Consider the following 19,089-nt stretch of genomic DNA (forward strand, 5'->3'; position numbering starts at 1 on the left):
ATACTAAATGATAAAACATTGCGGGAGGAAATAAATTATGAGCTGGACAAATATATTTTTACTTGTTCAACTTGTTTTTGGTGTAATTGTCGGATTGTATTTTTGGCATTTACTTCGAAATCAGCGAACACAAAAAGTTTCAATTGATCGAGAATCGAAAAAAGAATTAGAACAGCTTCGTAAAATGCGTGAGATTTCTTTAACAGAGCCGCTTGCGGAGAAGGTACGTCCTACATCCTTTTTAGATATTGTAGGGCAAGAGGACGGGATTAAGTCGTTAAAAGCGGCTCTTTGTGGTCCGAATCCGCAACATGTAATTATATATGGTCCGCCAGGTGTCGGGAAGACAGCGGCAGCACGTCTTGTATTGGAAGAAGCGAAACGCAATCCGAAATCTCCATTTCGTACGAATGCAACATTTATCGAACTTGATGCGACGACAGCAAGATTTGATGAACGTGGTATTGCAGACCCATTAATTGGTTCAGTCCATGATCCGATTTATCAAGGGGCAGGTGCAATGGGGCAAGCGGGTATCCCACAGCCGAAAAAAGGGGCTGTAACAGATGCGCATGGTGGTATTTTGTTCATTGATGAGATTGGTGAATTACATCCAATTCAAATGAACAAAATGTTAAAGGTGTTAGAAGATCGGAAAGTATTTTTGGAAAGTGCGTACTATAGTGAAGAAAATTCGATGATTCCAACGTATATACATGATATTTTTCAAAAAGGTTTGCCAGCCGATTTTCGCTTAGTTGGGGCGACGACACGTTCGCCAGAGGAGATTCCTCCTGCTATTCGGTCACGCTGTTTAGAAGTGTTTTTCCGTGAGTTAGATACAGAAGAGATTCAAAAAGTAGCGAAGAATGCAGCTGATAAAGTGGAAATGCAAATAGGTAAAAATGGTATTGAAATGATCGGGATGTATGCAAGAAATGGACGAGAAGCGATTAACCTTGTACAAATTTCTGCTGGTATGGCAATAAATGAAGAACGTTCTTTCATTAAAGATGAAGATATAGAGTGGGTTGTTCACTCTAGTCAACTTACACCGAAATATGAAAAACGTATTTATCCTATTCCGAGAATCGGTCTTGTAAATGGACTTGCTGTATACGGACCAAATACAGGCGCGTTATTAGAAATTGAAGTAACAGCAATCAAGGCGAAAGATAAAGGATCCGTAAATGTTACCGGGATTGTGGAAGAGGAAAGTATTGGTAGTCAAACGAAATCCATTCGCCGTAAAAGTATGGCGAAAGGTTCTGTAGATAATGTATTAACAGTACTTCGTTCTCTAGATGTATTGCCAGAAGGGTACGATATACATATTAATTTTCCAGGTGGTATCCCAATTGATGGGCCTTCGGCAGGTATTGCTATGGCAACAGGTGTATATTCAGCAGTGCATCGTACGTATGTGAGTAATGAAGTAGCGATGACCGGTGAGATAAGTATACACGGGGAAGTGAAACCTATTGGTGGTGTGTACGCAAAAATAAAAGCCGCGAAAAAAGCAGGTGCTAAGAAAGTCATCATTCCTGCTGAAAACATGCAACCGTTTTTGTATACAATAAAAGGAATTGAAATCATTCCTGTTCGTAAGTTAAAAGAAGTATTTGAGCTAACATTTATGCAGGAAAATATGCATCGAGACCTTGATATACATACTACTGTAGACGAAACAGATGCACAATCAATGTGAGAATGAATGATAATAAAATTTGCCAGACTTCGTTTAAGTTTGTATGCTTAAGCGGAGTCTCTTTTCCTTTTTAAAAGGGAGAAAAAACGAGAGATTTACAATTGCGGAAAATCTCTGCAATTGCATCTAGATGTATTGTAATATAAAATAGTTGAACAGGAGTTTAATTTATTATGGAGGTGCTATGTCTAGTATGAATACGAATGAAAGAATCGTACCCCTCCTACCATTAAGAGGCGTTCTCGTATATCCAACGATGGTTCTGCATCTTGATGTAGGACGTGATAAATCGATACAAGCACTAGAGCAGGCGGCAATGGATGAAAATATCATCTTTTTAGCGATGCAAAAAGAAATGAATATCGATGATCCGAAAGAAGATGACATATATAGTGTAGGTACAGTGGCGAAAGTGAAGCAAATGTTAAAATTGCCGAACGGTACGCTTCGTGTCCTTGTAGAAGGTTTACATAGAGCTGAAGTAGTAGAGTTTATCGAAGAAGAGAATGTAGTGCAGGTTTCTATCAAAACGGTAACTGAAGAAGTGGAAGATGATCTAGAAGAGAAAGCTCTTATGCGTACATTACTCGAGCATTTCGAACAATATATTAAAGTTTCGAAAAAAGTTTCAAATGAAACATTTGCAACGGTAGCTGATGTAGAAGAGCCAGGAAGATTAGCTGATTTAATAGCTTCTCACTTGCCGATTAAAACGAAGCAGAAACAAGAAATCTTAGAGATTGTATCTGTGAAGGAACGATTACATACACTTATTTCAATTATTCAAGATGAACAAGAGTTACTTAGTTTAGAAAAGAAAATTGGACAAAAAGTGAAACGTTCAATGGAGCGCACGCAAAAAGAGTATTTCTTACGTGAGCAAATGAAGGCGATTCAAACTGAACTTGGTGATAAAGAAGGTAAGGGCGGGGAAGTTGAAGAACTTCGTGAGAAAATTGAACAGTCGGGGATGCCTGAAGAAACAATGAAGGCCGCACTGAAAGAATTAGACCGTTATGAAAAGTTACCAGCAAGTTCTGCGGAGAGCGGTGTTATTCGCAATTATATGGATTGGTTATTAGCACTTCCATGGACAGAAGCGACAGAAGATATGATTGATCTTGCTCATTCTGAAGAGATTTTGAACAAAGATCATTACGGTCTTGAGAAAGTGAAAGAGCGCGTACTCGAATATTTAGCTGTACAGAAGTTAACGAATTCATTAAAAGGACCTATCCTTTGCTTAGTAGGACCTCCTGGGGTCGGGAAAACTTCGTTAGCGCGTTCGATTGCAACATCATTAAATCGTAATTTTGTCCGTGTATCCCTTGGTGGTGTACGTGATGAATCGGAAATCCGTGGTCACCGTCGTACGTACGTTGGAGCGATGCCAGGACGCATTATTCAAGGTATGAAAAAGGCGAAAACAGTTAATCCAGTCTTTTTATTAGATGAGATTGATAAAATGTCTAACGACTTCCGTGGAGATCCATCAGCGGCATTACTTGAAGTGTTAGACCCAGAACAAAACCATAACTTCAGTGATCATTACATTGAAGAACCGTATGATCTATCGAAAGTTATGTTTGTAGCAACTGCGAATACACTTTCAAGTGTTCCAGGTCCGTTGCTTGACCGTATGGAAATTATTTCGATTGCTGGCTATACAGAACTTGAAAAAGTTCACATTGCCCGTGAACATTTATTGCCAAAACAATTAAAAGAGCATGGCTTACGAAAAGGTAATTTACAAGTACGTGATGAAGCACTTCTTGAAATTATTCGTTATTATACACGTGAGGCTGGTGTTCGTACACTAGAGCGTCAAATCGCAAAAGTTTGTCGTAAAGCAGCAAAAATTATCGTTACAGCAGAACGCAAGCGCATTGTAGTAACAGAGAAAAACATTGTTGATCTACTTGGTAAGCACATATTCCGTTATGGGCAAGCCGAAAAAACAGACCAAGTTGGTATGGCAACAGGGTTAGCGTATACAGCAGCAGGCGGTGATACACTTGCGATTGAAGTGTCTGTAGCGCCAGGTAAAGGGAAATTAATTTTAACGGGTAAACTTGGGGATGTTATGAAAGAATCCGCACAAGCAGCGTTTAGCTATATTCGTTCTCGTGCAGAAGAGCTTCAGATTGATCCGAATTTCCATGAGAAAAATGATATTCATATTCATGTTCCAGAAGGAGCAGTTCCAAAAGATGGACCGTCAGCAGGTATTACGATGGCAACGGCACTTATTTCTGCGCTAACAGGTATTCCTGTAAGTAAAGAAGTGGGGATGACAGGTGAAATTACACTTCGTGGTCGTGTATTACCAATTGGTGGTTTAAAAGAAAAAACATTAAGTGCTCACCGCGCAGGCTTAACAAAAATTATTTTGCCAGCAGAAAACGAGAAAGATTTAGATGATATTCCAGAAAGCGTAAAAGAAAACCTTACGTTTGTGCTTGCATCTCATTTAGATGAAGTATTGGAGCACGCATTAGTAGGAGTGAAACAATGAAAGTAACAAAAGCAGATATTGTAATTAGTGCTGTTAAACCAGAACAATATCCAGACAGTGATTTACCAGAAATTGCATTAGCAGGTCGTTCAAATGTCGGGAAGTCTTCCTTTATTAATAAAATTTTAAATCGTAAAAAGTTAGTACGTATTTCTTCTAAACCAGGGAAAACGCAAACGTTGAACTTTTTCTTAATCAATGAGATGATGCATTTTGTTGACGTTCCAGGTTATGGATATGCGAAAGTATCTAAAACAGAGCGCGCAGCATGGGGCAAGATGATTGAGACTTACTTTACAACGCGTGAGCAATTAGACGCAGCTGTATTAGTAGTTGATTTACGTCACCAACCAACAAATGATGACGTGATGATGTATGATTTCTTAAAACATTATGAAATCCCAACAATTATTATTGCGACGAAAGCCGATAAAATTCCGAAAGGGAAATGGCAAAAGCATTTAAAAGTTGTAAAAGAAACGCTTGCTGTTGAAATTGGCGATGAAATCGTTCTATTCTCGTCTGAAACAGGACTTGGAAAAGAAGAAGCGTGGAAGGCAATTCATAGAATGACAAAAACAAAAAACGCGTGACGAATGTCGCGCGTTTTTTTTATTTACTAAATTTTTTTTATCTTACGTTTAATGTAACCTCGATATTACCTCTTGTTGCTTTCGAATAAGGACATACACCGTGAGCGGCTTCTACAAGTTCTTGTGCTTCGGCATGAGAGACGCCAGCAACGTGTACATCAAGTACAGCAGATAGGCCGAAACCACCATCTGTATCTTTTCCGATAGAAACGTGAGCAGTTACTTCTGTACTTTCTACTTTCACACGTTTTGTACGAATGACAAGTTGTAATGCACTATCAAAACAAGCGGCATAACCAGCAGCAAATAGTTGTTCTGGATTCGTTGCCTCTCCGCCTGCACCACCTAGTGCTTTCGGCATTTTTACATCAAGATTTAATATGCCATCATCTGAAATTACTCTTCCGTTTCTTCCACCTGTAGCAGTTACTGAAGCAGTATATAATTTATCCATGTTTATTCCCCTTTTCTATCATTAATTGTTTTCATTGTTTCAATTAGTTTATTTAATTGAATTAATAAAGAACGATATTCTTGTTCTGTAATTCCTAAATTTGTTGCCATTGTTGTCGGCAATGAACAAGCCTTTTCTTTTAAATCTTTACCTTGTTCTGTTAATTTAATACAAACTTTGCGCTCATCTTCTTTGGAACGAACGCGTTTTACAAGTTTTAATGATTCCATTCGTTTTAACATAGGTGTTAACGTACCGGAATCTAAAAATAGACGTTCTCCAATTTCTTTTACTGTTAGTCCATCTTGCTCCCATAGTACGAGTAAAGTAATGTACTGGGGATACGTAATACCCATCTCTTCTAAATATGGTCGATAAAAGCGGGTAACTTCTTTAGAACAGGCGTAAATAGAAAAACAAAGTTGGTTATCTAGATGTAAAGAATTCTCTGTCATACATAACTCCTCCCTGATTAAGTTGTGCACAATTTAATTTTGTAAAACCAATATAACGAAAAAGAAATACAATGTCAAATACATTGTATTGAGAAAGTTTGTGCTACAATTTGGAACAATCATACATATTTTCCTTCATGATGAAAGAAGATAGGAAAGATGATGTTATAATTCATATGGAATAGTTTCCATCACTTGATTATGAGGGCTTTTTTTGGTAACGTACAAATAGAGTTATTAATTTATAATCATTATAAAGTAGAAAATCTTTATTAGTTTTACTGAATCTCCTTTATTACATACGGAGAATAAATAAAAAATAATCGGTTGTTCACACGATTGTCAGATTCATAAGAGGAAAGTTGTATTATGATAGTAGATAAAGTGATAAAACGGGTGAAGGGGGACATGCTGCGTGCATATTCTTGTTGTTAGTGTAAATTATCGAACAGCCCCTGTAGAATTTCGTGAGAAACTCACATTTCAGGCAGCAGAGCTAGAGCAAGCAATGACTACATTACAAAATCAAAAGAGCGTGTTAGAGAATGTCATTGTATCAACTTGTAATCGCACTGAGATTTACGCTGTTGTCGATCAATTACACACGGGACGGTATTATATTAAGAAGTTTTTAGCTGATTGGTTTCAGTTTGAAATAGAAGAAGTCGCACCATATTTAACTATTTTTGAACAAGACGGTGCAATAGATCATTTATTCCGCGTGACGTGCGGTTTAGATTCTATGGTAGTTGGAGAAACACAGATTTTAGGCCAAATAAAAGATAGCTTTTTAGAAGCGCAACAAGTAAAAGCGACAGGCACAATTTTTAATGAGTTGTTTAAGCAGGTGGTTACGTTAGCGAAACGTGCGCACTCAGAAACGACGATTGGTGAAAGTGCGATGTCTGTTAGTTATGCTGCTGTTGAGCTCGGAAAGAAAATATTTGGTGAGTTAACAGATTGTCATGTGCTTATTCTTGGTGCTGGTAAGATGGGTGAACTGGCACTGCAAAACTTATATGGAAGCGGTGCTCGAAAAGTAACAGTCATGAATAGGACGTTTACGAAAGCGGAAGTAATGGCTGAGAAATATATGGGACATGCAAAGCCTTTAAGTGAATTGCAATGTGCATTATTAGAAGCAGATATTTTAATTAGTTCAACTGGTGCATCTGAATATGTTATTACGAAAGAGATGATGACAAAGGTAGAGAAAATGCGCTCTGGTCGTCCGTTATTTATGGTGGATATTGCAGTGCCACGTGATATTGATCCAGCGATTGATGAACTAGAAGGTTCTTTCTTATATGACATTGATGATTTGCAAGGAGTAGTGGAAGCAAATCGTGCTGAGCGTTTGAAAGAAGCAGAGAAAATTCAATTTATGATTGAAGAGGAAATTGTTTTATTTAAAACGTGGTTAAGTACACTTGGTGTTGTTCCGTTAATAGCAGCTCTTCGTGATAAGGCACTTGCTATCCAAAGTGAAACGATGGAAAGCTTGGAACGAAAAATACCGAATCTTAGTGATCGTGAGAGAAAAGTAATTAGTAAGCATACGAAAAGTATTATTAATCAATTATTGAAAGACCCAATTTTAGTAGCGAAAGAGATAGCCGCTGAAAAGGGAGCAGACGAAAAATTAGCGTTATTTGCAAAGATTTTTGACTTGGAAATGGAAGATGTAGAGAGTTGTGCGGAAGAAGTAGAACATAAAAGAGCGTGGACACCATCCGTTCCATCTTTATAATTTGGAAGGATGATCGGATGAGTTTTTTAAATAACAGTATTATTTATCATATTGCAATTATTTTATATGCTTGTAGCATTAGTTTATATTTTATAGATTATTTCCAAAGTAACCGAAAGGCGAACCGATTTGCTTTTTGGTTACTTTCGATTGTATGGGTTCTGCAGTCTATCTTTATGTTACTCAGGGCTACAGATTCAGAAACGAACCCTATATTAACTTTATTATCAGGGATTTATTTTTATGTTTGGCTATTGATTACGATGTCGTTAGTCATTAATCGATTTATGAGAATTGACTTTTTAGTCTTTTTTACAAATGTTGTCGCATTTGGCGTAAGCGCTTTTTCTATTTTTACACCGCTCGGAAAGATGTCGCCGGTACTGGCAGAGCAATTAGTTTCAGAACTTGTATATGTACATGTCGGTATGGCTATTATTTCTTATGCAACTTTCACTGTATCGTTCATTTTTTCTATTATGTATTTATTGCAATATCGCCTATTAAAAAAGAAAAAATGGAATGCGAGATTAAGAAGGTTAGGGAATTTACCGAAGTTAGAATCGATGTCTTACGGATTAAATTTATTTTCTGTTCCATTTTTCTTACTAGCTATTTTATTAGGATGCATATGGGGATATACGAAATTGGACAATTTCCATTGGTATGATACGAAAGTGATTGGGTCTTTTGTCGTTCTATTTGTATATTGTGCTGGCCTATATTTACGAGTGGCAGATGTGTTGCAAGGGAAGAAAATCGTGCAGTGGAACATCGGAGCATTTCTCGTAATGCTAATCAATATTTTTCTATTAAGCAGTTTATCCAACTTCCACTTTTGGTATTTATAATGAGGAGAGAGAATTATGCGCAAAATTATTGTAGGGTCACGAAAGAGTAAATTAGCATTAACGCAAACAAACTGGTTTATTGATCAGTTAAAAGCACTAGGTTTACCATATGAATTTGAAGTGAAAGAAATCGTCACAAAAGGTGATGTTATTTTAGATGTTACTCTTTCAAAAGTAGGCGGAAAAGGCTTGTTTGTTAAAGAGATTGAACATGCGTTACTTACGAAAGAAATTGATATGGCTGTACATAGTATGAAAGATATGCCGGCCGTACTTCCAGAAGGATTAATGATTGGTTGTACACCAAAGCGTGTTGACCCTCGTGATGCTTTTATCTCAAAAAGCGGAGCATCGTTTAAAGAGTTAGCAGAAGGCGCTATTTTAGGTACGAGTAGTTTAAGACGCAGTGCACAATTATTAGCTGCGAGACCAGATTTACAAGTGAAGTGGATTCGAGGAAATATCGATACACGTTTACGTAAATTACAAGAAGAAGATTACGATGCAATCATTTTAGCAACAGCTGGATTACAAAGAATGGGCTGGGATAATGAAGTTATTACAGAACATTTAGATGAGACGTTATGTGTACCTGCTGTAGGACAAGGTGCATTAGCGATTGAGTGCCGTGAGGATGATAAGGATTTACTACAGTTGTTAGCGCATATGAATGATGCAGTAACAGAAAGGACAGTCGCAGCAGAACGAGTCTTTCTTCATAAACTTGAAGGTGGATGCCAAGTTCCGATCGCTGGATATGCAACTCTTACAGAAAATGATGCAATCGAATTAACAGCTCTTGTCGGTTCTATGGACGGTTCTGTTTTATTGAAAGAGACAGTAGTAGGAACTAATCCAGAGGAAGTAGGATTAGAGGCTGCGGACCGTTTAATTAAACAAGGCGCAAAAGAACTCATTCTTGCTGCAAATAAGGGGCAACAATAAATATGAACGCTCTCGCTGGCAAAACGGTATTAATTACACGTGCCCAGCATCAAGCGAAACAAATGAGTGTAGCGGTGAAAGAAAAGAGCGGAATTCCATTGGAAATTCCGCTTTTGCGTATGGAAGGTATGTCTCATAGGCAAATTCAACATATAGCAGGGCAGCTGCATTCGTATGACTGGGTTATTTTTACGAGTAAAAATGGGGTAGCTTTTTTTCTAGATAGTTTGAGAAAGAAGTTACCCGCAAAGACTAAAATTGCTGCAGTAGGCGTGAAAACAAGGTTAGAGTTAGAAAAGCGGGGCTATCAAGTGGACTTCGTTCCAACTTCATTTGTTGCAGAAGTATTTGCAGAAGAATTTGTAAAAAGACTAAGTGGAAACGAGTGCATTTTATTTCCGAAAGGGAATTTAGCAAGAGATGTAATTCCAGTTGCACTTCGCGAAATTGGTGTTTCTCTAGAGGAGCTAATCGTATATGGTACGAAAGAGAATATAGAGAAAAGGCAAGAGCTTATAGTAGCGTTAGAAGTAGGGAAAGTAGACATTATTACATTTACTAGCCCTTCAACTGTTACTAGTTTTGTTCGTTTACTTGAGGGTACAAACTGGAGAGAATGGACAAAAAACTGTACAATTGCTTGTATAGGGCCTATTACGGAAAAAGAGGCGATCCTTTATTTTCCACATGTTATTATGCCGAAAGAGTACACTGTAGAAGCATTACTACAATGCATTTGTGAATCTATAAAATAAAAGAATGGGGATAGAAATCTATGAACTCTTTACAATTTAATCGTCATCGTCGCTTAAGACAAAGCGGTAATATGCGTGCGCTTGTGCGTGAAACGTTTTTACATACGGAAGATTTTATTTACCCTATTTTTATATTAGAAGGAGAAAATGTTCGTAATGAAGTGCCTTCTATGCCAGGCGTATATCAAATGTCTTTAGATTTATTGCAAGCTGAAATGCAAGAGGTTGTTGATTTAGGTATTCGTTCTGTTATTGTATTTGGTTTACCTGCTGAAAAAGATGAAGTTGGATCATCAGCATATTGTGATCATGGAATTGTGCAACGTGCAATTAAGCAAATTAAAGGTGAATTCCCTGAGCTAGTAGTAGTTGCAGATACATGTTTATGTCAATTCACAAGCCATGGTCATTGCGGTGTAATTGAAGATGGTATTATTTTAAATGACGAGTCTCTTGCAGTTCTTGCGAAAACAGCTGTAAGCCAAGCGAAAGCAGGAGCGGACATTATTGCGCCATCAAACATGATGGACGGATTCGTAACAGCAATTCGCCATGCATTAGATGAAAATGGTTTTGGACACGTACCAGTAATGTCGTACGCTGTGAAATATTCATCAGCATTTTACGGACCATTCCGTGATGCGGCGCACGGTGCCCCGCAATTTGGTGATCGTAAAACATATCAAATGGATCCAGCGAACCGTATGGAAGCATTCCGTGAAGCAGAATCAGATGTAATGGAAGGGGCAGATTTCTTAATTGTAAAGCCAGCTCTTTCTTACTTAGATATCGTTCGTGATGTGAAAAATAACTTTAATTTACCAGTCGTTGCTTATAACGTAAGTGGTGAATATTCGATGATTAAAGCAGCAGTGCAAAATGGTTGGATTAATGAAAAAGAAGTTGTACTTGAAAAATTAATTAGCATGAAACGTGCAGGAGCAGATTTAATTATTACGTATCATGCAAAAGATGCAGCAAGATGGTTACAAGAAGGAGGCGCTAAATAATGAAAAAGTTTGATAAGTCGATTGCGGCGTTTGAAGAGGCACAAGATTTAATGCCTGGTGGCGTAAATAGCCCCGTTCGTGCTTTTAAGTCTGTTGGTATGAATCCGTTGTTTATGGAGCGCGGAAAAGGCTCTAAAGTATATGATATCGATGGAAATGAATACATCGATTACGTATTATCATGGGGTCCTTTAATTCATGGTCATGCGAATGATCGTGTTGTTGAAGCTTTAAAATCTGTTGCTGAAAGAGGAACAAGCTTCGGTGCCCCAACGGAAATTGAGAATAAATTAGCGAAACTTGTTATTGAGCGCGTACCATCAATTGAGATTGTACGTATGGTTAACTCTGGAACAGAAGCGACAATGAGTGCGCTACGTTTAGCTCGTGGTTATACAGGACGTAATAAAATTTTGAAATTCATCGGTTGTTACCACGGTCATGGTGATTCGTTATTAATTAAAGCGGGTTCTGGTGTGGCGACGCTAGGTTTACCAGATAGCCCTGGTGTACCAGAAGGTGTAGCGAAAAATACGATTACCGTAGCGTATAACGATTTAGAAAGTGTGAAATACGCTTTCGAACAATTTGGTGATGATATTGCTTGTATAATTGTAGAACCAGTAGCAGGAAATATGGGTGTTGTTCCTCCGCAACCAGGATTTTTAGAAGGTCTTCGTGAAGTAACAGAGCAAAATGGTGCATTGCTTATTTTTGATGAAGTCATGACAGGATTCCGAGTTGCTTATAATTGCGGACAAGGTTATTACGGTGTAACACCTGATTTAACTTGTTTAGGTAAAGTAATCGGTGGTGGCTTACCAGTAGGAGCATACGGTGGTAAAGCAGAAATTATGCGCCAAGTTGCACCGAGCGGACCGATTTACCAAGCAGGTACTTTATCAGGTAACCCACTTGCAATGGCAGCAGGTTATGAAACGTTAGTACAGTTAACGCCAGAATCATATGTAGAATTTGAGCGTAAAGCTGAAATGTTAGAAGCTGGCTTACGTAAAGCGGCTGAAAAACATGGCATTCCGCACCATATTAACCGTGCGGGTTCTATGATTGGTATCTTCTTTACAGATGAACAAGTTATTAATTACGATGCAGCAAAATCTTCAAACTTAGAATTCTTTGCGGCTTACTATCGTGAAATGGTAGAACAAGGTGTATTCTTGCCACCATCTCAATTCGAAGGTCTATTCTTATCGACAGCACATAGTGATGCAGATATTGAAGCGACGATTGCAGCAGCTGAAATTGCAATGTCAAAATTAAAAGCTTAATTGTTGAAAGAAAATCGCTCTCCATAAGGGGAGCGATTTTTTTTATTCATAAAGTCAGCTTTCCATACATAAATCTGTAATGACATATAGTTTGGGAGGGGGAAAAGAAGTGGCAACAGATCATTCATTACGTTTTTCATTAAAAGAATCTGTTTGGTTCCAAAAAGGACAGGAAGTCGAAGAACTTTTGTCAATTTCGTTAGATCCAGACGTTGAGATAGAAGAGCTTGATCATGAAGTTATCGTGAGAGGGCAATTAGATTTAACGGGAGAGTATGTTGCGCGGCAAGATGATTCGGCTTATTCATTAAGAGATTTATCGCCAGCGAAGTCAATTGATTATGTAGAAACAAGGGAAGATGGGGTTAATGAACTTGTTCATTCCTTTCCGCTTGAAATATCAATTCCGAGAAACCGTGTGAAAGTAATTGAAGAACTATATGTATCTATTGAGGAATTTGATTATGAATTAAAGGAAAATGGTTGCTTACAATTATTAGCGGATATATCTATCACTGGTTTATGTGATGAAGAAAGAATCGAGGATGAAGAGGAAGAAACAGCGTATGCTGAGTTAGAGGCTGATTCCGCACAAGAAGATGAAAATAGACCTGCGCCGCACGTAGAAGAACCAGTCTATAAGGAATCAGATGAGTGGGAAGATTACGCATTTGAACCGTTTCAACTAGAGGAAAGAAAAGAGCAGGAAGTAGAGGAAGAGGAAATAGAAGAACATGAATTTGTAGAGCGTGAAGAGGAGAAAGAATCAACGCCACAATTTGAATTGTTCGGAAGAAAAGATTTCAAGAAAGAAAAAGCGAAAAAACAAGAAGAACAAGAAGAAGAAACGTATTCACAGCGGGATGAAAATGCACTTTATTTAACGAAAATATTTACGAAAGAACCGGAAGAAGAATTTACAAAGTTAAGAATGTATTTCGTGCAAGAAGGGGATACAATCGAATCTGTTGCAGACCGTTATGAAACGTCTGTACAAAACTTATATCGTGTCAATCAAACAGAAGATATATATTTAACTGCGGGACAAATTATTTATATTCCTGTTTCAAGGGCAAAAGCGAAATAAGTGAGTGTTTTCACTCACTTATTTTCCTAAAGGCCATGTTTTGAATAGAAAGGGTTATTCGTATGGATATTGAATTACGAAATCGCTATGAACCCATTGTAAGGCAATATAGATTGGATACACAGCATATGGAAGAGCACGGAAGTGTAACGAAAATTTACACGAATCAAGGTCCGTATGCGCTCAAGAAAATAGAAGACGGGAAGTTAGAGCGGAATAACTTTTTGCACCATATTCAATATTTGAAGGAGAACGGTTTTTCAAATTATGTACCTATATACCATGCGACGGATGGAAATTATATTTTAAGTGACGGGACGTATAATTATTATTTAATGCCTTGGTTAGAACGTGCGGAAGGCAACGGCGAGGATAATGATCAATACCATAAAATGTTTCAAACTCTCGGGACGTTACATCAAAAAACGGTGAAAGAAGAAACGTATACAGAAGAAGATCTAGAAAAACATTATACAAATATATCCGATCGCTGGGAGAATGATGGTGAGATGTTAGAAGAGTTTCTCGTAGAATCTGAAGCGAAGTGGTATATGTCTCCGTTTGAATTGCAATATTGTACGTACTATCATCATGTAATGAGGGCGCGTGAGTTTGCAACGAAGCAATTAACTGAGTGGAACGATGCGATGAAGGAAAAAGAAAAAACACGTATTACTTTTGTGCATGGTAACGTATCGCTTAATCATTTCTTATTTGATTATGAACGGAATGGCTATTTTATTAGTTTAGAAAAATCGAAGTTTGCAACACCAGTGCAAGATATAGTTGGTTTTTATTCTCGGTCTTTAAACACGTATCCAATTGCGCGAAGTGATCGGTTTGAATGGTATCAAATGTACCAAAAAAATTTCCCTTTTACGAAAGAAGAGCAACTACTCATGTTTGCGTATATGACGTATCCATCGCAATTTATTCGGCAAATCCAGTCTTATAAGAAAAGAAGAGAGAGTCGCAATGAGGAAAATGAACTTCTCGGAGTAAAGAGCTTACAACAATCGCATTGGCTCGTTAGCAATATAGAATATTTCCTTTCGCAATTACAAGCTGCCCAGCAAGGGAACGGATAAAGTGAAACTTTAATTAGTGGGGGATCTTACTGCCCGCAAATAGCGGGATAAAGAAGATAAGTAGAGGATGCTACTTATCTTCTTTTTTTGCCCAAAAAGCCGTAGTATTAAATTTATCTTGACGAATAGGGTTTCGTTTTTTACACTATTGTATATAATAATTAACAATCATATAAATGCCTTGAAGGGGAAGAGTATAACAAGAAACGTCTTCAGAGAGGAGAATCATTAGCTGGGAGATTCTCTAGATAGTTATGTTAGAAGGTAGCCCTGGAGCATCTTTTCTGAACGGAATAGTTCTCATTAGGAAAAGACGGATTTGTCCGTTATCAAATTAAGAGTATAAGCAAATTCCTGAATTTGTTTGTAAATAAAGGTGGTACCGCGATGTCCCTCGTCCTTTTTGGATGAGGGGCATTTTTTATTTTAAGGAGGGAAAATAATGTCAAACACGGAAAAGAATTTACCAACTAAATATGATCATATGTCCGTTGAAGAAGGCCTTTATCAATGGTGGCTTGAAGGCAAATATTTCGAAGCAACAGGAGATGAGAAGAAACAACCATACACAATTGTAATTCCACCTCCGAACGTAACTGGTAAGTTACACTTAGGTCATGCTTGGGATACAACTCTTCAAGATATTTTAACTCGTACGAAGCGTATGCAAGGTTACGATGTATTATGGCTTCCAGGAATGGACCATGCAGGTATCGCAACACAAGCGAAAGTAGAAGGGAAACTTCGTGAAGAAGGTATTTCACGTTACGATCTTGGCCGTGAGAAATTCCTTGAAAAAGCTTGGGAATGGAAAGAGGAATACGCGTCTCACATTCGTCAACAATGGGGGAAAGTTGGTTTAGGACTAGACTATTCTCGTGAACGTTTCACATTAGACGAAGGTTTATCTGATGCGGTTAATAAAGTATTCGTTCAATTATACGAAAAAGGCTTGATTTACCGCGGTGAATATATTATCAACTGGGACCCAGCAACACGCACAGCTCTTTCTGATATTGAAGTAATTCATAAAGAAGTTCAAGGTGCATTCTACCATATGAACTATCCGTTAACAGATGGCTCTGGTCATATTCGTCTTGCGACTACTCGTCCAGAAACGATGCTTGGTGATACAGCAGTAGCAGTTCATCCAGAAGACGATCGTTACAAGCATTTAATCGGGAAAACAGTTACACTTCCAATCGTAGGCCGTGAGATTCCAATTATTGCTGATGAGTACGTAGAAAAAGATTTCGGAACAGGCGTTGTAAAAATTACACCAGCTCATGACCCGAATGACTTTGAAGTAGGTAACCGTCATGACTTACCACGTATCTTAGTAATGAACGAAGATGGATCAATGAACGAAAAAGCTGGTAAGTATAACGGTATGGATCGTTTCGAATGCCGTAAAGCGTTAGTGAAGGACTTACAAGAAGCGGGCGTATTAGTAGAAATCGAGCCTCATATGCATTCAGTAGGTCATAGTGAGCGTAGTGGTGCAGTTGTTGAGCCTTACTTATCAACACAATGGTTCGTAAAAATGGCTCCACTTGCTGAGAAGGCAGTAGAGCTTCAACAAAAAGAAGAAGAGAAAGTAACGTTCGTACCAGAACGTTTTGAAAACACATACTTACGCTGGATGGAAAACATTCACGACTGGTGTATTTCTCGTCAATTATGGTGGGGACACCGTATTCCAGCTTGGTATCATAAAGAAACTGGTGAAGTATACGTAGGTACAGATGCACCAGCAGATATTGAAAACTGGAATCAAGATAACGACGTACTTGATACATGGTTCAGTTCAGCGTTATGGCCGTTCTCAACACTTGGCTGGCCGGATGAAGATTCAGCAGACTTTAAACGTTATTATTCAACAGATGCATTAGTAACGGGTTATGACATCATCTTCTTCTGGGTATCTCGTATGATTTTCCAAGGTTTAGAGTTTACTGGTGAGCGTCCATTTAAAGATGTATTAATTCACGGTTTAGTTCGTGATGAGCAAGGACGTAAAATGAGTAAATCTCTTGGTAACGGTATTGATCCAATGGATGTTATCGAGAAGTACGGTGCAGATGCAATGCGCTATTTCTTATCAACAGGAAGCGCACCAGGTCAAGATTTACGTTTCAGTATGGAAAAAGTAGAGTCTACTTGGAACTTCATTAATAAAATTTGGAACGCATCACGTTTCGTATTAATGAACATGGATGATATGAAGTATGAAGAAATCGATTTAACTGGTGAAAAATCAGTTGCGGATAAGTGGATTTTAACTCGCTTAAACGAAACAATCGAAAGCGTAACGCGTAACATGGATAAATATGAGTTCGGTGAAGCTGGTCGTTCATTATACAACTTCATTTGGGACGATTTCTGTGACTGGTACATTGAAATGGCGAAACTTCCACTATACGGTGAAGATGAAGCAGCTAAGAAAACAACTCGTTCTATTTTAGCTTACGTATTAGACCAAACAATGCGTCTATTACACCCATTCATGCCATTCGTAACAGAGAAGATTTGGCAACATTTACCGCATGAAGGCGAATCTATTACAGTAGCAGCGTGGCCAACAGTTCGCGAAGATTTACAAGATACAGAAGCTGCGGCAGAAATGCACCTTCTAGTTGATATCATTCGCTCTGTTCGTAACATCCGTGCAGAAGTTAATACGCCGATGAGCAAAAAAGTTCAAATGCAAATTAAAGCAAAAGATGAGGCTGTACTTGCTCAACTTACAAAAAACAGCTCTTACATTGAGCGTTTCTGTAACCCAAGCGAATTAATAATTCAAACGGATTTACAAGCACCAGAAAAAGCAATGACTGCAATCGTATCAGGTGCAGAGTTATTCTTACCGTTAGCTGATCTTATCAATCTTGATGAAGAGAGAGCACGTCTTGAGAAAGAATTTGAGAAGTTCGACAAAGAAGTAGAACGTGTACAGAAGAAACTTTCAAACCAAGGTTTCGTAGCGAAAGCTCCTGCAGCAGTTATTGACGGAGAGCGTGCGAAAGAACAAGACTACCTAGAAAAACGTGAAGCAGTTCGCCAACGTCTAGCAGATCTTGAAAAGTAAAATGTTTTTTAGAGGCTCACTATATTGGTGAGTCTCTTTTCTTTGCGTATAATAGGAGTATGAAGGTTGTCTTTTGAAAGGGGAAAGCATACGTGATACATACATACGAAGAAGCGATAGGGTGGATTCATAGCCGATTGAAGTTTGGTATTAAACCAGGATTAGAAAGAATGAGATGGATGCTAGAAGAGCTCGGAAATCCAGAGCGTCACATAAAATGTGTTCATCTTGCTGGTACAAATGGAAAAGGTTCAACGTTAACATATATGCGCTACATGTTAGAAGATGTAAAATATAAGGTAGGAACATTTACCTCTCCTTATATTGAAACATTTAACGAACGTATTAGTGTGAACGGGACACCAATTGCAGATGAAGAGATTACTGAACTTGTAAAGATGGTAAAGCCAGTCGTTGAAAAACTAGATGAGACGGATTTAGGGGAAGCGACTGAGTTTGAAATTATTACTGTTATGGCAATTTGTTATTTCGGTAAAGTTAATTTCTGTGATGTTGTTTTATTTGAAACAGGGCTTGGAGGGCGCTTTGATTCTACGAATGTTATTCATCCTGTTCTTACGATTATTACAAATATCGGCCACGATCATATGCATATTTTAGGGAACACACTAGGAGAAATTGCATATGAAAAGGCGGGGATTATTAAGTCTGGTGTTCCAGTTATTACTGGTGTACGAGATGAGGAAGCATTGCAAGTCATTCAAAAAGTTGCAAAGGAAAATCATGCAAACTTATACGAGATGGGCAAGCATTTTACAGCGTCACATAAACAGTCTGACGAAGATGGAGAACAGTTCGATTTCACTTGTCCTTTCGCCACCTTTGAAGATGTGCGAATCTCAATGAAAGGTGTTCACCAAGTAGGAAACGCAGCACTTGCACTTATGGCAGTCATGTATGTCAAAACATACTTATCATTTTTAATTGAGGAAGAAGAAATAAGAACTGGATTACAGGAAGCGTATTGGATTGGGCGATTTGAAAAACTGCAAAACAATCCAGATATTATTATAGATGGTGCCCATAACCCAGAAGGTATCGAAAGTCTTGTGAAAACAGTAGAATCACATTACAAAAATAAAAATGTAATAGTTTTATTTACTGCCCTAGGTGATAAACAATTGCATAATATGGTAGATCAATTAGAAACCATTGCCGATGAAATTATTTTTACAACATTCGCCTTTGATCGTGCTATTTCTGCTGAAAAGCTTGCATCGTATGCAAAGAAAGAGTCAAAACTAGTTTTTGAAAATTGGAAAGAGGCAATTGATACGAAGGTTGAAATGATTGGAGAAAATGATGTTTTTATCATAACAGGTTCTCTTTATTTCATTTCGGAAGTTCGAAAATATATTCGCGAGAAAAACTAGATAGTCTTTGCTATCTAGTTTTTTTGTTCTACAAATGAAGTCAAATGCATACATATAAGATAAATATATAGGGTTATTTGGCGAATTCCTCTGACAAATATCTCGTT

Annotated in this window: 15 protein-coding genes and 1 other annotated feature; of the genes, 13 read left to right on the forward strand and 2 right to left on the reverse strand. The window is 38.0% G+C overall.

Annotation, left to right across the window (positions count from 1 at the left end; genetic code table 11):
- Positions 1-37: 37 nt before the first annotated feature.
- From lonB to ysxC, 3 genes are all read left to right on the forward strand, one after another.
- The gene (gene lonB, locus FS802_RS18850) at positions 38-1,708 is read left to right on the forward strand and encodes an ATP-dependent protease LonB (RefSeq protein WP_000119165.1); all 1,671 of its coding nucleotides are present in this window, start codon (positions 38-40) and stop codon (positions 1,706-1,708) included.
- 184 nt (positions 1,709-1,892) lie between these two features.
- Positions 1,893-4,223, forward strand: a complete 2,331-nt coding sequence (gene lon / locus FS802_RS18855; protein ID WP_000097312.1) for an endopeptidase La — start codon at positions 1,893-1,895, stop codon at positions 4,221-4,223.
- On the forward strand, positions 4,220-4,816 hold the full coding sequence (gene ysxC, locus FS802_RS18860; RefSeq protein ID WP_000869124.1) for a ribosome biogenesis GTP-binding protein YsxC: 597 nt from the start codon (positions 4,220-4,222) through the stop codon (positions 4,814-4,816). The genes lon and ysxC overlap by 4 nt, the downstream gene beginning before the upstream one ends.
- A 37-nt stretch (positions 4,817-4,853) precedes the next feature.
- Here the strand turns inward: ysxC and FS802_RS18865 are convergent, their stop codons facing one another.
- Together FS802_RS18865 and FS802_RS18870 are read right to left on the reverse strand one after the other, a co-directional pair.
- Complete coding sequence (locus FS802_RS18865; protein ID WP_000359787.1) at positions 4,854-5,270, reverse strand: organic hydroperoxide resistance protein; 417 nt, start codon at positions 5,268-5,270, stop codon at positions 4,854-4,856.
- Between the two features lie 2 nt (positions 5,271-5,272).
- Positions 5,273-5,725 carry a MarR family winged helix-turn-helix transcriptional regulator gene (locus FS802_RS18870; protein WP_000138543.1) on the reverse strand — a complete coding sequence of 151 codons (453 nt, stop codon included), beginning with the start codon at positions 5,723-5,725 and terminating at the stop codon, positions 5,273-5,275.
- A gap of 415 nt (positions 5,726-6,140) precedes the next feature.
- Between FS802_RS18870 and hemA the strand changes: the two genes are divergently transcribed.
- From hemA to FS802_RS18920, 10 genes are all read left to right on the forward strand, one after another.
- Positions 6,141-7,475, forward strand: a complete 1,335-nt coding sequence (hemA, locus tag FS802_RS18875; protein ID WP_000547843.1) for a glutamyl-tRNA reductase — start codon at positions 6,141-6,143, stop codon at positions 7,473-7,475.
- A 17-nt stretch (positions 7,476-7,492) separates the two neighbouring features.
- Positions 7,493-8,326 (forward strand): cytochrome c biogenesis protein, encoded by an 834-nt coding sequence (locus FS802_RS18880; protein ID WP_000008998.1) that lies wholly within the window; start codon positions 7,493-7,495, stop codon positions 8,324-8,326.
- Positions 8,327-8,341: 15 nt separating this feature from the next.
- Positions 8,342-9,271 carry a hydroxymethylbilane synthase gene (gene hemC, locus FS802_RS18885; RefSeq protein WP_064474682.1) on the forward strand — a complete coding sequence of 310 codons (930 nt, stop codon included), beginning with the start codon at positions 8,342-8,344 and terminating at the stop codon, positions 9,269-9,271.
- Positions 9,272-9,273: 2 nt separating this feature from the next.
- Positions 9,274-10,026 (forward strand): uroporphyrinogen-III synthase, encoded by a 753-nt coding sequence (hemD, locus tag FS802_RS18890; protein ID WP_098654356.1) that lies wholly within the window; start codon positions 9,274-9,276, stop codon positions 10,024-10,026.
- 20 nt (positions 10,027-10,046) lie between these two features.
- A complete protein-coding gene (hemB, locus tag FS802_RS18895; RefSeq protein ID WP_098654357.1) occupies positions 10,047-11,036 on the forward strand; it encodes a porphobilinogen synthase in 990 nt (329 codons plus the stop codon).
- Entirely contained in the window at positions 11,036-12,325 is a 1,290-nt protein-coding gene (gene hemL / locus FS802_RS18900; RefSeq protein WP_048541355.1) for a glutamate-1-semialdehyde 2,1-aminomutase, read from the forward strand. Before hemB ends, hemL begins: the two co-directional genes overlap by 1 nt.
- A 109-nt stretch (positions 12,326-12,434) precedes the next feature.
- Positions 12,435-13,412 carry a stage VI sporulation protein D gene (spoVID, locus tag FS802_RS18905; protein WP_000179735.1) on the forward strand — a complete coding sequence of 326 codons (978 nt, stop codon included), beginning with the start codon at positions 12,435-12,437 and terminating at the stop codon, positions 13,410-13,412.
- A gap of 62 nt (positions 13,413-13,474) precedes the next feature.
- Positions 13,475-14,500, forward strand: coding sequence for a spore coat protein YsxE (ysxE, locus tag FS802_RS18910; RefSeq protein ID WP_000350663.1), 1,026 nt, complete (start codon positions 13,475-13,477; stop codon positions 14,498-14,500).
- A 172-nt stretch (positions 14,501-14,672) separates the two neighbouring features.
- Positions 14,673-14,905, forward strand: a binding site (T-box leader).
- Between the two features lie 37 nt (positions 14,906-14,942).
- On the forward strand, positions 14,943-17,588 hold the full coding sequence (locus FS802_RS18915; protein WP_000072220.1) for a valine--tRNA ligase: 2,646 nt from the start codon (positions 14,943-14,945) through the stop codon (positions 17,586-17,588).
- A 92-nt stretch (positions 17,589-17,680) separates the two neighbouring features.
- A complete protein-coding gene (locus tag FS802_RS18920; protein ID WP_144525364.1) occupies positions 17,681-18,982 on the forward strand; it encodes a bifunctional folylpolyglutamate synthase/dihydrofolate synthase in 1,302 nt (433 codons plus the stop codon).
- Positions 18,983-19,089: the final 107 nt, after the last annotated feature.

This window comes from Bacillus sp. DE0042, from assembly GCF_007680225.1.
GTDB classification, from domain to species: domain Bacteria; phylum Bacillota; class Bacilli; order Bacillales; family Bacillaceae_G; genus Bacillus_A; species Bacillus_A wiedmannii.